Origin of the sequence: Clostridium sp. Marseille-P7770 (genome assembly GCF_902143525.1) — a bacterium.
GTDB lineage: Bacteria > Bacillota > Clostridia > Lachnospirales > Lachnospiraceae > Pilosibacter.
Map to the genome: position 1 here is coordinate 378707 of NZ_CABFVC010000004.1, position 14829 is coordinate 393535.

The 14829-nt window shown below is 48.9% G+C and carries 12 protein-coding genes; all 12 read right to left on the bottom strand.

All coding sequences use genetic code 11. The features are described from left to right. Nucleotide 1: 1 nt before the first annotated feature. From FN001_RS11815 to FN001_RS11870, 12 genes are read right to left on the bottom strand one after another with little or no spacing between them, the layout of a single operon-like run. A complete protein-coding gene (locus FN001_RS11815) occupies nt 2-907 on the bottom strand; it encodes a phosphatidylglycerol lysyltransferase domain-containing protein (protein WP_142411946.1) in 906 nt (301 codons plus the stop codon). Between the two features lie 13 nt (nt 908-920). Next, nucleotides 921-2612 carry a HAMP domain-containing protein gene (locus FN001_RS11820; protein WP_142411947.1) on the bottom strand — a complete coding sequence of 564 codons (1692 nt, stop codon included), beginning with the start codon at nt 2610-2612 and terminating at the stop codon, nt 921-923. 14 nt (nt 2613-2626) lie between these two features. Further along, the gene (locus FN001_RS11825; RefSeq protein WP_142411948.1) at nt 2627-3013 is read right to left on the bottom strand and encodes a DUF4280 domain-containing protein; all 387 of its coding nucleotides are present in this window, start codon (nt 3011-3013) and stop codon (nt 2627-2629) included. Nucleotides 3014-3016: 3 nt separating this feature from the next. Beyond that, nucleotides 3017-3550, bottom strand: coding sequence for a hypothetical protein (locus FN001_RS11830; RefSeq protein ID WP_142411949.1), 534 nt, complete (start codon nt 3548-3550; stop codon nt 3017-3019). Between the two features lie 17 nt (nt 3551-3567). Continuing rightward, nucleotides 3568-5445: a hypothetical protein gene (locus FN001_RS11835; protein WP_142411950.1), complete on the bottom strand. Its 1878-nt coding sequence runs from the start codon at nt 5443-5445 to the stop codon at nt 3568-3570. A 23-nt stretch (nt 5446-5468) separates the two neighbouring features. After that, entirely contained in the window at nt 5469-7505 is a 2037-nt protein-coding gene (locus tag FN001_RS18510; RefSeq protein ID WP_142411951.1) for an AAA family ATPase, read from the bottom strand. Between the two features lie 18 nt (nt 7506-7523). Next, nucleotides 7524-8276, bottom strand: coding sequence for a hypothetical protein (locus FN001_RS11845; RefSeq protein WP_142411952.1), 753 nt, complete (start codon nt 8274-8276; stop codon nt 7524-7526). Then, entirely contained in the window at nt 8273-8848 is a 576-nt protein-coding gene (locus FN001_RS11850; RefSeq protein WP_142411953.1) for a Pvc16 family protein, read from the bottom strand. The genes FN001_RS11845 and FN001_RS11850 overlap by 4 nt, the downstream gene beginning before the upstream one ends. A 38-nt stretch (nt 8849-8886) precedes the next feature. Next, entirely contained in the window at nt 8887-10995 is a 2109-nt protein-coding gene (locus FN001_RS11855) for a hypothetical protein (RefSeq protein WP_142411954.1), read from the bottom strand. 5 nt (nt 10996-11000) lie between these two features. Next, nucleotides 11001-11897, bottom strand: coding sequence for a hypothetical protein (locus FN001_RS11860; RefSeq protein WP_142411955.1), 897 nt, complete (start codon nt 11895-11897; stop codon nt 11001-11003). Nucleotides 11898-11934: 37 nt separating this feature from the next. Continuing rightward, nucleotides 11935-13674 (bottom strand): hypothetical protein, encoded by a 1740-nt coding sequence (locus tag FN001_RS11865; protein ID WP_142411956.1) that lies wholly within the window; start codon nt 13672-13674, stop codon nt 11935-11937. A 21-nt stretch (nt 13675-13695) separates the two neighbouring features. After that, entirely contained in the window at nt 13696-14814 is a 1119-nt protein-coding gene (locus FN001_RS11870; RefSeq protein WP_142411957.1) for a phage tail protein, read from the bottom strand. Nucleotides 14815-14829: the final 15 nt, after the last annotated feature.

Below are 14829 nucleotides of genomic sequence, written 5' to 3' on the forward strand. Positions count from 1 at the left end.
TTCATCCCATCCTTTCCACTGTCACCTGGTATCTTGGCTTCAGATCATATGGTGCCAGCCTTCTCTTGTAGTTTCTAAGTCCTTCAATCCCCATGTCCTCGGTGTAATTGATGATCCGCACATGTTCCGGAAGTTCTTTCAGCAATTCTGTCTGCAGATACTCGTCAAGTCCGCGGTACCCGCGGCAGTTTTTCTTAAAGAGGAACACAAAGGTATCCCCCTGGATAATCCCGGCCGCATACCCGATATCCGTTCCGTCCGAGTTCACGATGATCCCCCGCATGGTTTCAGGTTCCGATGCCTCAAGAAATTTTGAGATCGTATCCTTTAAACATCCGCTCGTACAGGTGAAACACGAATGCCAGCCGCAAAAGGCACGGGTTACGATATCCCGGCATATCAAACCGTCCGAAATCTCCGCCTGCCGGATAACCGGATGATAATTTCTGATAAAATATCGCTTATTGTATCGTTCCCCCGGTCTTTCAAATGCCTGTTCCAGTTCTTCCCGCCGGTAAATGTAATCACTGTAAGCTTCATTCGCTGAGATCCGGACATGATATCCGGAAAGCTTTCGGTACCAGGGCAGTTCTTCCTCTCTGACATCCATGAATATGAGTTTCCGTACGTCCGTCTTGTTTTCTTCGTAAAGCCTGTCGATAAGAGCCTGGAACGATTCCTCACGGTATGTCCCCAGAGGCATGTAGTGGTAAGTTATCTTCCGGATCCGGTCATAGATCCGGATGCAGAAGTAATCCATTTCAATCTGATACTCTGCCATGCAGACATCCCGCCATGCCAGGATACTTTCGACGGATATCGTGGACGGAAAGATCCCGTCCATACATCCGGCATGCTTTTCATATTCTTTTCTGGCAGAATCCGTGAATTCACAATACCCTGACATTATCTCTTACCCATCAGAAATCCTCGATATACACGTTGATCTCCGATGTATCCTCCTTTATGTAATACTGGTTGCACAGATACAGATATTCCCGCGCTGCGTAATCTCCCTGTGAAACCTTTAAAACCTCCACAAAACATCTTCTCGCCTCGTAAAACCGCTTTGCCATAAAATGTCTGACTCCGGCTTCAAAGTTCTGCTTCGTAAGTTCTTTAATCTCTCTCAGGGATTCCTCATCCCCGTCGTAAACGTCATAGATCTTTTCGAGGGAATTTGTCGCGCTGACATGGATCATTCCCAGGATCCTCGCATGATAACGCTCCTCAAAGTCCTGAATGCGGCTCACTGCTGTTCCCGTTACAAGGATTCTCGCCTTATATTTCCAGGCAATTTTTCTCAGATAATCGATCATGGAAATCTGTTCTGAAAGCGTAACCTCTGAAAGTCTCCGGTCATGTCCAACAATTCCCACCATCTGACTTCCGATCGAAACTGCGAAGGCAAGCTCTACTTCCGCAAATTCCGGAATACGCCCTGCCTTTTTCTCCTCGTTTAATTTCTGGCAGATACTGATGGCGCTGTCCACGGCATTTTTTCCGACCTTCGTATAGATTGCACTGAGTCCGCCGTTAAAGTAGGAATCCACCACTCCGCTGTTTCCAATGATGACCGGTACACTGAGCTGGTACACTCTGTTTAAGAATCCAAACAGCTTCTCTGCGTCCATCCGCCTCGTTTTTTCCTCGAAATTATTGATTTGCATCCGGAGAACTTCCAAAGGCACCGTTCGGTTATCCCCCAGACTAATCTCTTTGATGTTCTTTTTCCCCAAAATTTCGAAGATTGTGGACGGAACAAATTTGTAATATCCTTCATTCAGATCCGTGATTTCCTGAATATGGGAACTGATGTTGAACGACATCCGGTTGAACACCGCCGAGATTTCCCCGATCTCGTCCCGGCTTTTGATCGGAACCTGCACACCAAGTTCTCCATTCGCCATCTTTTCTACGCTGTTTTTCAGGATTCTGACCGGCGCTATGATGCTGTGATTAACGAGAAGAAGGAGAACGAGGAAACATCCCATGATCAGCCCAGCCATGATCAACAACAGGTTTTTGATGTTATATTTCAGAAATGTCTGAATCTCGTCCATTGTAAAGTCAACACCGACAACAGCAACCGGAGTTCCTGTATGGTCCTTGATCGGAACATACGCCGATGCCAGATATCCGAGCTGGGTCATCGTTGGTTCCAGTTCATTACTTGGTTCTCCCGTTTCCATTGCTTTCTTTGCAAGCTTAAAGTTATCATCCCAGTCTCCTCTGTCACCCAGCTTTGCAATATACTTTGTCTCGTTGACCGCAGAGGCATCAAACAGATAGACCGTTGAATCCTCGGACACCGGCTTCACCACATAGAGATAAAGCACCCCTGACTGCTCCTTGATATTGTCCAAGATCGCCGCCATCCGTTCATATTCCGCATCTTTTTCCCGCGTTATGCTGTATCGCACCATTTCATCCCCGTCCAGATAGGACGCGGCAAGCTTCGCGATCGTTACCGCCTCGCTGGCATACCGTTTCATCATGGAACTCCGGTATGCCTGATATGTCATTGTTCCGACGGAAAACATGATGATAGCGGCAAAAGCAAGAAACAGCACCGCAAATTTCGCCCGAAGGCCAAAGATCCTTTTTTTCATAATCTGCTCACTTCCTAAGGTATCTGTATATTCGTCGTCCCCGGATTTGTGATCTGGATCACTCCCCCGTAAGCACACATCAGTTTCGAACTCTGATTAAGTGCCGGTGTGTTTCCGATCAGGACTGTGGGCGAGCCCGGGGCCCACGGGGCAGGAATTACCGGCACGCACGGCATCGGGGTTAAAACACCGAATGCGGCCGCCGTTGCGGATGCCACTGCCGGATTCGCAAGTGACTGGCACATTCCAAACGGCATGATATTTTTCATCGGAACATTGTCCATGATCGTCGCTGCCGGCATCGATGAAACTGTCTTTTTTTCAGGAGTGACTATCAGAGTGGATGGTGCCATCCCAAAACTGCAGGTACACATGGCACCGCCTAATACGCAAAATCCCATCTCTTACCTCCCACTTTCTTCCTGCACTGCCTGAATCTCCGCAAGAACTTTTTCCATCGGATCCCCTGCGATCCTCCGGAGCAGAAGTGCCTCTGCCGTCTGCGTATATTTCATCAGATTTAAGAGCGTTTCCCCGACAATCCCTTCATCCGGAAGTTTTTCTGCATCCAGCGGAAGCACATATCTGAAATCCACCCGCTGCGGCTGTCCATCTGCCGCAGGGACATAAACGAAGTGTCCCATCAGTGTCAGCAGGTTCATCTGATTTGCAAAAGTTAAAAGCTCCTCCGCCGGAATTTCCGAAATATCCGGTTCAAGACTGAAATAGATCTGAAGATACTTTGTATACTCTGCATCTTCCTCCGGGAGATCGATATAGGTAAATACAACTGTCGCCTCATAGTCTTCCTCCATCGGAAGTACCGCTGCCAGAACAGGATTTGCCATATCTTCTCCGATCACTTCCGTCTCCCATTCCATCTCCTCCAAAAATTCAGCCAGAAATTTCAGATCTGCTGTTTTTCGTTTTCGTTCCATATGAACTCCTGCCTCCTTTATTCACCTGCTCCAAAGGCTTTGCTCATCTCGTCTAAAAGGTCCTCCTTGCTCGGTGCATCGATCAGGGAGACCATGTTGGCCGATGTCCCGAGGATCATGTTTTCGGCATAATCATAGCTCTCCGCGATCTTCCTTATCTGACCTGCATCTGCCTTATTGAGATCGACCTTTCCCTCTCCATCCAGATACTGGGAAACTTCTGCCATATTGTCGTAGATATGTTCCGCATATTTATTTCGGAATACCTCTTTATTTTCCTCGGAGCGACGGTCTCCGGACATACTCTTATACCTATTTCTTGCCCAGCTGAATGCTGTTTTTCCGGCGCTGAACACACTGTTTCCGGCCTTAATTCCACTGGAAACAACTGTGCCGATGCCGGTAAAAAATCCGGAAATATTCGCCGCGACATCAACTCCCTGCTGAATGATCGCGATGATCTTTTCCCGGCGGATATTCTTGTGTTTATGGATCGCTTCCTTAATCTCATCATACTGCTCGATACTCTCTGCCTCTTTTGCCTTATAGTAAAGATGGCGCTTGCTTCCCTGTTTTTCGGCTGCAGCGCTCTTCATGGCTTCTCTCGCATCACTTCCGGATCCCACCATTCCACGATCTTCCCTGTAGCCGAGCTTCTTGCGGTCAAGTTTTGCTTCTCCGTCCTTTCCCTCGCTTATAAATCCATAAAGACTTTTTAATTCCGGGTCGGATGCATATTTCTTTTTCCGCTTGAGCATTCGGGCTTTCAGAAGCTTTTTCTGTTCCCGAAGCTTTGCCATTCTCCTTCTGCTCATAAACAGCTGATATCCTTCACTGAAAAAACTGATTGCATTTTTAACAAGTCCAATGACCGGTCCCACAAAAGGAAACTCTGTCAGAAGAGAAACGACTTTTCCGACTGAATCTGTTGCCGTGGACAAGCCCTTTGTTATGATACTGACTGCAGTATCGATGGCATTCTGGCTGTTCATCTTATCAATGTTTTTTACGTATTCGACTGTATCTTTGATAAGAACCACGGTATTCTTGACCAGATCAACCATTCCATCAAATGGATCCTCTTTCTCGTCCTCCACTGGTTTCCCGGCTTTTTTGTCTTTGAACTTTTTCAGTTCACCCTTAAAATCACCAATGCTCTCTTTGGCCTCATCATATCCTTCTTTCATTTCTGAATAAGGTTTTATCTCATCATGCAATTCCTCGGCATCTTTTTCCGTCATTCCGAATCCGCCAAGTACTTTCGCCTTCAGCCTGTCGATCTTTCCCGGTTTGTCCCGGTATCCCGGATTGTCCTCAAACACACGGACTTTTCTCAGAAGCTGCATCATCGGAGTATTTTTTCCTATAAGTTTAAAACGTTCGATAATGCTGTTTCTTTTCGCAAGCTTCGGATCGTTCGCGATCGTCTTTTTACGCTCTTCGATCGAGTCTAAAAGTTCACTGTAAAGGCGTTTGCAGGTTTCGAGGCGTGCTCTTGCGATTTCATAATTTTCCTTATCTTCCTCCTTTACACTGCCGCCGGACGCCATCTGGCTATAACAGTCCTCGGTTCCGGCTTCAAGCATCGAGAGCTCAAAAAATTTCCGGTCCGCCGCATCGCGGATCTCATTTAATTTCTGGAGTGAATTTACAGATTCCACCGTCTCTTTTGTAAAGGCAAAGCGGTTCTGATATTCCCGGAACTGCTCACTTCTGGAGATCATTTCCTTGCTGTAGTCCTCCGAAGTTTTTCCGGCTCTTTCCGGAGCTGGTTTCTCCACTGCTGTCTCCGGCTCCGCCGCGTCCTGCTTTTTCCCTGCCATAGCTGCTTTTGCCGATGGATCTCTCTTTGCTTTTCCTGGATCTTTCTTCTTTTTTTTACTAAACAAGCCCATAAATCATCTCTCCTTTCAGCGCATCAATCCCGGATCAGATCATAATATTGACCAAAATCATCTCTCTGAAGGTTCTTTCCCGATTTTTTCATCTCTTCACGCAGGCATCCGAGAATCTGGCTCATCTCCACCTCGGTCCCAGCCGCTGCCGCCTTAAAGGCCGCCGCTATCGCAATGTTTTTGATACTGCTGCCGGAAAGTTCAAACTGGGATGCCAGATATTCAAAATCAACCTCACTGCTCACCGGTGTTTCTTTCGGGTAGACCCGCTGCCATATCTCCAGTCTTCTTTCGGCATCAGGCAGTGGAAATTCGATGATAAACCGGATTCTTCGCTTGAACGCTTCATCAAAATTCTGGAAATAGTTTGTCGCCAGGATCACGATGCCATCATATTCCTCCATCTTCTGGAGGAGATACGCCGTTTCCGCATTCGCGTATTTATCCTGCGCGTCCTTTACTTCGGAACGCTTTCCAAAAATCGCATCCGCCTCATCAAAAAACAGGATGCTCTGACTTTTTTTCACTTCATCGAACAGCGCACCGAGATTCTTTTCCGTCTCCCCGATATACTTTGACATGACACTGGACAGATCTGCTTTGTAAAGCTCAAGATGGAGCTCCCGTGCGATCACCTGGGCACCCATGGTCTTTCCGGTTCCGGGCGGACCGCAGAACATCATGGAGACTCCTCGTCCGTATGCCATCTTCGTGGAAAATCCCCATTTTCCGTATACCTGATGGCTGAACTCGATCTGGTTGCAGGCATCCTTCAGCATCGCTTTCCTGTCCGGCGGAAGGATCAGATCATCCCACCCATATGCCGGTTTGATTCTCATAGCCCGTTCCCCAAGGCGATGCGTCACCTGTTCCCTGCACGCCTGATACAGGGCTTCCTCTCTGTCTCCATTGGAGTCTTCGGAACAGTTCTCTGCCGCTTCCATGATCTGTCCAGGGAGAAACGAGAATTTCCCCGCAAGTCCCCATAATTTTCTTTCATTTTCCCGGAAGATCTCCGGTTCCGCTTTCGGATACCGCCTGAAAGCTTCACGCCACAGAGCAATTCTCTCCTCCGTTTCCGGTGCTTTTATCTCAAGTTCCACAGCTGGTGCAGGAAAACTTCCGATCCCCCCTGTCCACTTTCTGTCAGAAAGAACCACCACCATCGGAAGTCTGCACAGGATCTTCTGAAGCATTGCCGACGCGTCTGAGAGGTCTTCCTCCCTGAACATGTTCTGAAAATTTCGAATGCATAAGACAGCCCGTCTTAAAATAGCTTCCCGAATCACATCCGACAGACAGTCTTTTCCCCGCTCCCCGGTAAGTTCTCCTGCATCTGCCTCCAGACAGAACTGTCCGTTTTCCCGGCATGCGTGGCGGAGAAGAAATCTCTTTCCGGATCCGCCCGGACCATAGAGGTAAAGGATCCTGCTTTCACCTTCGCGCTTCAGGAAAGAGACGATCTTTTCCTCAATCTTCTTTCCGACCGACAAGGGCTTATCCGCAAGCTGTCTTCCGTGGTACAGCCGGCAGAATCCTGCAAGCTCTTTCGCATCTGTTTCCGGTGAATAAAGGAACTGAAGGATCCTGCTCCTGATCACAAGACCCTGTTCTGTTACCGCTCTTGTCTCATCGAGTTCAAAAAATAGCTCAAATTTTTCCTTTTCGCGAAAAAATTCTTCAAAACAATCTCTTCTCGTCTCTCCCTCTCCTGTAAACAGCTGCATCGCAAATCCAAATGTCGGAACACGCATTCCGCGGTTCGCTGCAATTTCCGAAAGACTTTCCGCTGTCACATCATCTGTCATCGCCGTGATAGCAAGTCCCACACAGAAGCTCAGGAATCTTCCCGCCCCGGCAGTCCGGAGCAGATATGCCTCAGGGATGATCACTCTATGTGCCGCAGACCGGTCCGCTTTCTTCCCGATCTCAAAAATCTTCCGCTTATCTGTCCGGAGCATTTTTTCATCCTGATAGTGAAAAAGAAGTGACCGGGTAAGAAACATCCGCTCTGTTTCATATTCTTCTGTGCTCTGGTACCATTCCTCTGTCTGACTCATGTTTCTCCCCCTTTCCACTCATTTTTCATCGAAATCGATCCGGTTTACAATACCAGGCTCGATCTTCCTGCAGAAGTTCTTCTCAGCTGTCCGGATCTGACAGATCACCTTCTTCCCCTGACTTCTGACTTTTAAAGGCAGGAAAAAAGTTCCATCCCGGCGTACTTCCGTATACCTGTATTCGTATACTTTCGTCCCGGCTTTTTTATAAGCATGCTGCAGCTCCGGTTCGATCCGCAGCCGTTTATCTGTTCTTTCATATCCCACTGTGCGGAAGATTTCTGAATGATCTCCGGACGAATCTTCAATATAAAAATATTTTCCTTCCGGATTTTTCCCGGCCGGATCAAAAAGCTCCAGATGTGCTGCGTCTGCATCCGGATCATAATCCGCAAACAGACGGAGTGCAGATGCCGTATCTTTTACTGCGGCTCCGATCCGGATGCCCGGATGCAAAGTTCCCTCAATGCAGGTTGTCCCGTCCGGGATCGGGTAATTTTTTCCCGGACGCAGTCTTTTTTTCATAATGACTGCTTCTTCGCCCTGTATCCCCGCATCAAATTCTTCGGTTTCATATTGTTCTGACCGGATCTCCACATGAAGCGGCAGCCGACAGTTTACAAACACATAAAACCCATCTGCTTTCCGAATCGGACGGATCGTCCCATTCGCGATGATCTCGGTCGACGGGTCTGACAGCGGACGATCCGAAAAATCATCCCAAAGCTCCAACACCAGGGAAACCCTGTGCCTTACATGTTCCCCGCTCATCTTTTTTCCTCCAGACCAAAGTCGATGTCCATAACTCTTGCTGCTTTCCGGCTCTTTGTGGATTCGATCTCCACCGGTGCCGCCCGGTAAAATAATGACAGCTTGTATCCGGCATTCGGCACACTGTAGATCCGCATTTTATCTTCCAGCGTCAGATTCTGCATGCTGATCTCCACATCCAGCTGCTTTCTCAGTGCTGTCGGCTCCAAAGTCTCTCTGTCCAGACAAGGATAATCCGACAGGATCTGGATGATCCTTCCGAGGATCTTGTGTTCCTCGGACGACCGGAATTTGATATCACCGGTGGATGTCACTGTGATCATATAATATAAGTTTACATAACTCGGAGGATACTGAAGCTCTTCCGCTCCTCTCGCGATCATCGTGTTGACCCGCAGTTCCTCACTTTCCCGGATGTCATATAAGTGGATCCCCACGATATAATCTCCCCGGTCGGTCGGACTGCAAAGACCGATCGCGTCCGGATTCTGCAGGGTATCCGGAACAAGTTCTCTCCTTAAAAGTTTCACGATCGCCATTCCGACGTCCGCGATCGATGTGGATCTTCCCATTGCGTCCGCTCCTTTCTCTATCAGGCAGATCTGTCCGATCAGTCCTCATATCCGGGACCGATCCCTGTCTTTTTCGTTCTTCCCGGCACCTGCTCTGTATCTTCCGGTGCGCTTTCCTGCTTCCCGGAAGGATTTTCGGAAGCGGCAGCTGCCCCGGAAGAGCTTTCACTTTCTGTAGCCCCGGCTTCTGTTCCGGACGCTTCCGTTTCCGCCTCTGTCGGATTCTTCGCCGCGTCCAGTTCTGCCTTCGGTGTTAAGAGCACTCCATTCCGGAACTCACCTTCTGCCAGTACCTTTCCCGTTGCCGGATCATAAAGGACTCCGGACCCGGAATAAGTTCCCAGCTGGAACCGTCCCTCATAAGTCTTCGCACCGGTTTTATCGTACTCTGTTCCGTCTCCGTCATGGAGGTCCTCACGAAAACTGCCTTCGTAGATCAGCGCTTTCGTCTCAGGATCGTATTCCTTTCCATCTCCCGCGCGTTTTCCCTTGAGAAATGTCCCATCATAGATCAGATTCTTTGTTTCCGGATCATAAAGGCGGCCCTCTCCTTCATAAAGTCCCTTTGTGAAGGTTCCTTCGTAGAGAGTTTCTCCATTTTTTGAATCATAGAGGATTCCGGATCCCTCATATTGATCTTTTACAAAATTTTCTTCATAGATGCTCATCCCCGTCACCGGATCATAGAGCGTTCCGGATCCTTCATACTGATCTTTCGCAAAAGCTCCTTCGTACACCGTTGCTCCGGTCTCTGGATCATAGAGAATTCCCTCTCCCTCTTTCAGCCCTTTTCCGAAGCTTCCTTCATAGACAGGTTTCTCATCCTGATAGAGTTTTCCTTCCCCGTCATACTCACCGGCCTTGAATTCACCTTCATAGATCACTTTTCCCTGCTCATAAAGGCTTCCTTTTCCTTCATATTGTCCTTCGTGGAATTCACCTTCATAGAGAAGCTCTCCATCCTGGTACAGTTCACCTTTTCCTTCATAAATTCCTGCCTGGAAACCTCCCTGATACAGGATTTCTGTTCCTGCATAGAGCGTCCCTGTTCCTTCATACTGGCTTTCATGAAATTCTCCATCGTAGAGAAGCTCTCCATCCTGGTACAGGCTTCCTTTTCCTTCATACTGACCGTCTGCCACCTCGCCTCGGTATTCGATCATTCCGTTCTCATCATAAAGGACCGTCTGTCCTGCAACGAACTCGCCGTCCTCATATGTTCCCCAGCTGTCCGTCAGCCCGGTACTCCCGTACTCTTTTCCTTCTCCCTGCGGGATTCCACCGGAGAAGGCACCCACATAGACCTTTTTTCCATTCCGGTATAATGTCCCCTGACCTTCATACAGTCCTTTTTCGAAATTTCCTTCATAGAGGAGCATCCCATTCTCTCCGTAAAGAGTTCCCGCTCCGCTGTATCGTCCGCCGTCAAAGCTGCCTTCATAGATCAATGTACCGTCTTTATCATAAAGGCTGCCGCTTCCGCTGTACTTTCCGTCTGCAAAACTGCCTTCGTATTCCAATGTCCCGTCCTCGTAGTAGAGAGAACCTTTTCCCTGATACTTATTCTGGGAAAACTCGCCTGTATATTCCACACTGCCGTTTGTATAGAACAGGGTGCCTCTTCCCTCATACATCTCGTTTTCGAACTGACCTTTGTAAAGAATGTTTCCTTCATAATCAAACAGGGTGCCTGTTCCCGTGATCCGCCCGTCCGCTAACGGCCCGCGATAGAGAATGATGCCTGTCTCAGGATCCGTAAGCTTTACTTTTCCCGTATAGCCGTACTGCGCTGCCGTATTCACCGGGATTGTTTTCCATAAGAACTTCGCGATGATCACCGGATGCAGGAACTTAAAGTACAGGATCGGGAGCAGGATCACTGCGATCAAGATCGCTAACAGGAGTTTTTTCGCCGCGTAGTACCTGCCTACCGGAACATATTCCTTTAAAGATTCCGGTTTTTTCGAGACTGCCTTTTTTACCTCAGCCTGCACATCGGTAACTACCGTATTCACCAGCGTATTCGGATTTGACAATCTGCGGAATTTCAGACGCAGCGCGGCAAACGGACGCACCAGTGCGCGAAGGATCCTTCGCCACCCGTACTGCATCGTCTTTTTCCAGTCAAAATCATTCATAAAACGCATATGTCCTACTCTCCCGTCTGTCCTGCGGCACCTTGTCCTTCCGTCTCTCCGATCGTCAGTGTGCCGATTGATTTATAATTCATCGCCTCCGCTGCCTTGTTGGACGGATGGCGGATCGTATAGACCAGATATCCGATCAAAGCCCCCATCACAAGGATCAGGAGCAGATATTTCAGATATGAGATCACTTTTTTTATCTTCTCCCACAGGCGGAAACCGAAGCTCTTTGGTCTTATCTCCCCTGCGGCCTGCAAAATGAGCGCTTCCCGTGCTGCTGCCTCATATTCCTTTAAGACAGCTGCCATTCCGGAAAACGAGTCCTTCTCCAGTCTTTCAAAAAATGTTTCCAGAGGCGGACAGGAATGTTTTTCCAGCTCTTCCCGAAAGATATTCTTTAAAACTCCGGTAAGGCGCTCCGTGATCTCCCGCTCTGTCACATTTTCAAAACGGTCCGGCTCATGAAAAACATATGAAAACCGGATATCGCCGTTCTCTCCCGCCAGGATATTTCCTTCTCCCAGCACCTCGTACTGAAAATACGCCGGGAGATGCAGGAATACGAGTCTCTTCAAAATATTTCCCGCGATCATGATCCGTTCCTCAAACCCAGTGTCCTGAGACAACCTCTCTCTGAGCGGCATAAGATCAGAAAAGCGAAATACGATATACAGCCTGCCGTCTCTCGGAAAATATCCCATAAAATCGTCAAATGGATCATTTTCCTGCTGTGCCGCGAGGAATGGCAGAAATCTGTGGATGTCCGTCTCCTGCTTCAGGATCACCAGCATGCACTTTCCCTCTTCCGGGTGCTTTTCATCCCGTGCGATCAGGACATCCATCCGTTCTCCGGATTCGGCCATCCGGAGAATTTCATAGTCCCTGTTTAATGTCTGGATCCGCATGGCCTCTCCTCACCTCCTGTTTCGTATCATCGTTCTCTCATTCTCCGTCGCGCACCACCACATAGATGGATGCTCTAAGATTTTCATATGTCGTGCTTGCCGCCGTCACCTCAAAGATCCCCGGTGTGTTCGGCGCGGTATATTTTCCGTTCGGCTCGATCGTTCCGCCGTTCTCTTCCCGGATGTTCCATGTCACCGGTGTCGGCGAGATTCCCCGGAATTCCGGTTCAAGGAAAAAGGATTCCCTTGTCTTCAGATAAAGGATATCCGGACGGATCAGGAGAGCCGTCTCCTCCACATCATGGACCTTCTCTTTCGCATCCCGGAGCGCAGTCCAGTTTACCCGGACATACCGGTTCATGGTCGGTTCCACCAAACGCAGACCGATCCGGAATGTTCCGGTCTTTGCGTCCGCTTTCGCAGCCAGCTCCGCCCTGAACGGGACCTCATCCGGAAAGATCTCCGGTGAACCGTAGATCACGCTGTCCTCGTCCCGCACTCCGGTACACGCTCCGAGAATGATCGTCACATTTCCGAGCCCCAGCTCATGGGAGATATCCTCAGAGAAAAATCTCTGACCTGTATTTCCTCCGAGTCCAAGATCGAAGATCACATGACCCGTCGTCATGGTCGGTCCCTGATTTCTTCTGTCCTCCGCCTTTTCTCCATGGACCTCGTCGGAAACCGTCTGTTTCCCGGTCCCCTGAACATTTTCATTTCTGACGAGTTTTCCCATGATGTCCGCAAGAACATTGTTATATACGAACTGTTGGAACGGCATCGGCTCCATCGAATCGATCAGGTAGGACTCTCCCGCACGGATCACATAGATCTTTGCCAGATAGATGCTCTGCTGGTAATTATTTCTGAGAATATCCTCCATCGCGCTCCGGTAATAGTTTCTTCTGACCTCATCAGACACCCGCCCTTCTATGAGCTTCACTGTCTGTTTTCCGGCTGCCGCAGCCTCCGTTTCTCTTCCTCCGAAGGAAAGACGGAAACTTCCCTTTACGATATCCATGACTCCTTCCGCATTCTTTGCAGATCCAGCTTTTACCTGGTAAACGATCTCATACCGGTCTTCCTTCTCATGTTTTTCCTCATCAAACATGACCGTCATACGCTTTGCTCCGGAAGATTCCAGACAGGTAAGTCCCAGATCATAGGAAAAACGGATCGGCTGTCCCTGCCCCATATTTTCCACCGTGATCCTGAGTTCAAAGGTACTGCCGCAGACCGCGTACGCCGGACATGTCTGGGTGATCTTTACCCCTTTTCCCATATAGATCATGGATGTATTCTCATAAAAAGCCGCATCGGAAAGTACCATCTGGGATGGTTCCCGCTCTGTAACTGTCAGTTCATATCCTTCCTGATAACGGTTGTACTCCACCCCGCTCTCCCCGGTCACATTGTGGACAGGTTCCCGTTCCGTCTCCTTGTAATCCATGCAGAGATAAAGATACTTTTTCTCATCCCTGCTCCTGTTAAAGGAGTCAAAGCCATCGATCATGGACAGTTTTTTTACTACCGGCGTATCAACAACGATCTCGCGGCCGGAAAAATCCAGTGCCAGCCCAGGTTCCACAGAGATCGTCATATCATCGATCGGAACCACGTTCAGTCCGCACACCACTCCGCTTCCATACAAAAAGCGGTTCAGCATGCGCCTTTTATCATTCATATACCTCTGTTCCGTTTCAAAATCATCCACGGTCAGAAGCTTGCCGTAAAAATATTTATTTCTCTCAAAGGGAAAATACTTCATGTTTTTCATTGGCTGTATTCCTTTCTTCTGTCACTGTCCAATCCGTGAAAAATGCATTGCGGACAGTCCGTCCAGCTGCATCGGGCGGTACTCTCCAAGCCGGCTGTTGACACCAAGATAAGTGTGCTGATCCAGGAAAACATATGGGGTCAACAGAACGACCCGGCACTCTATATGGGCCGGGACCGCATGTCTGGCGATCCGGGCAAATGTCCGGTATTCTTTCTGATCTCCACTGCGTCCTGTATGGATCAGGACCGTCACCATATAGGGGCTGTCTCCGTACAGTTTCTTCCATCTCCGGGATTTCTCCGGATCTCCACTCTCCTGCATCTGATGATGTTCCACTACATATACTTCACAGTGGCTGTACAGCATCAGCATTTCCTTCAGGTACTCCGCAGTCCCCCGGATCCGGTAGAGCCGCAGGGCATTTTTCAGAAGATATCTCAACTGTTCCGGATTCCATGCCGGGATATCCTCAATGGACAGCCATTCTGCCATCCAGGAAAGAAAATCCGCCGGCGCACAATCGGGATCAAACAGCTCCGGGGTCTTCTCGATCTTCTCCGTCATCTCTTCATAGAAACTCTGAAAGATGCCAAGATACCGCTCCAGAAAATTCCGGTTTTTTCCGGTTCCCTGATAAACTTCCGGAAGCCAGGAGATCCAGCTCTGCTTTGGAAAATCAATCCGGATCTCCCTGATCCCGTCAAAATCCCCTGCCGGTCCCCCGGTCTCAAGAAGAAACCAGAGATATCTGCCTCTTACATCGAATAGCAGTACATCCTCATCTCCCCGGATCTCCTTCGCCAGATATGATCTCATTCGGTTTTTTTTCTCTTTCAGGGACAGCTCCCGGGATTTCAGGACCTCCTCAACCGGAGCACTTCCATTTTCCCAGACGAGAAAGCGGCTGTCGCTGCAGTAGATTGTCATAGCCCATCCACCGCTTTTTCCCTCGCATACCGTCCTCAGTCGATGCCAGATCATTTTCTCTTCCCGGCTGTCCAGAACTCTGGAGAAAAACCACCCTGGTTCCACTCCTGTCTGCTTCAGGATCCCGCCTGCAGCATCAAGTCCCTGTCCGGTTCCTCTCCGATAATCCATCGGTTTATTAAAGATAAAATATTTCCTGTCCTCTGTCATCTGGTACTCCCATCT

Excerpts from the sequence above, each read along its gene's own strand:
- FN001_RS11830 (WP_142411949.1), bottom strand. The coding sequence starts at position 3,550 with ATGGAACGAAAACGAAAAACAGCAGATCTGAAATTTCTGGCTGAATTT.
- FN001_RS11865 (WP_142411956.1), bottom strand. The coding sequence starts at position 13,674 with ATGAAAAACATGAAGTATTTTCCCTTTGAGAGAAATAAATATTTTTAC.
- FN001_RS11825 (WP_142411948.1), bottom strand. The coding sequence starts at position 3,013 with ATGGGATTTTGCGTATTAGGCGGTGCCATGTGTACCTGCAGTTTTGGG.
- FN001_RS11835 (WP_142411950.1), bottom strand. The coding sequence starts at position 5,445 with ATGGGCTTGTTTAGTAAAAAAAAGAAGAAAGATCCAGGAAAAGCAAAG.
- FN001_RS11855 (WP_142411954.1), bottom strand. The coding sequence starts at position 10,995 with ATGCGTTTTATGAATGATTTTGACTGGAAAAAGACGATGCAGTACGGG.
- FN001_RS11860 (WP_142411955.1), bottom strand. The coding sequence starts at position 11,897 with ATGCGGATCCAGACATTAAACAGGGACTATGAAATTCTCCGGATGGCC.
- FN001_RS11820 (WP_142411947.1), bottom strand. The coding sequence starts at position 2,612 with ATGAAAAAAAGGATCTTTGGCCTTCGGGCGAAATTTGCGGTGCTGTTT.
- FN001_RS11850 (WP_142411953.1), bottom strand. The coding sequence starts at position 8,848 with ATGGGAAGATCCACATCGATCGCGGACGTCGGAATGGCGATCGTGAAA.
- FN001_RS11815 (WP_142411946.1), bottom strand. The coding sequence starts at position 907 with ATGTCAGGGTATTGTGAATTCACGGATTCTGCCAGAAAAGAATATGAA.
- FN001_RS18510 (WP_142411951.1), bottom strand. The coding sequence starts at position 7,505 with ATGAGTCAGACAGAGGAATGGTACCAGAGCACAGAAGAATATGAAACA.
- FN001_RS11845 (WP_142411952.1), bottom strand. The coding sequence starts at position 8,276 with ATGAGCGGGGAACATGTAAGGCACAGGGTTTCCCTGGTGTTGGAGCTT.
- FN001_RS11870 (WP_142411957.1), bottom strand. The coding sequence starts at position 14,814 with ATGACAGAGGACAGGAAATATTTTATCTTTAATAAACCGATGGATTAT.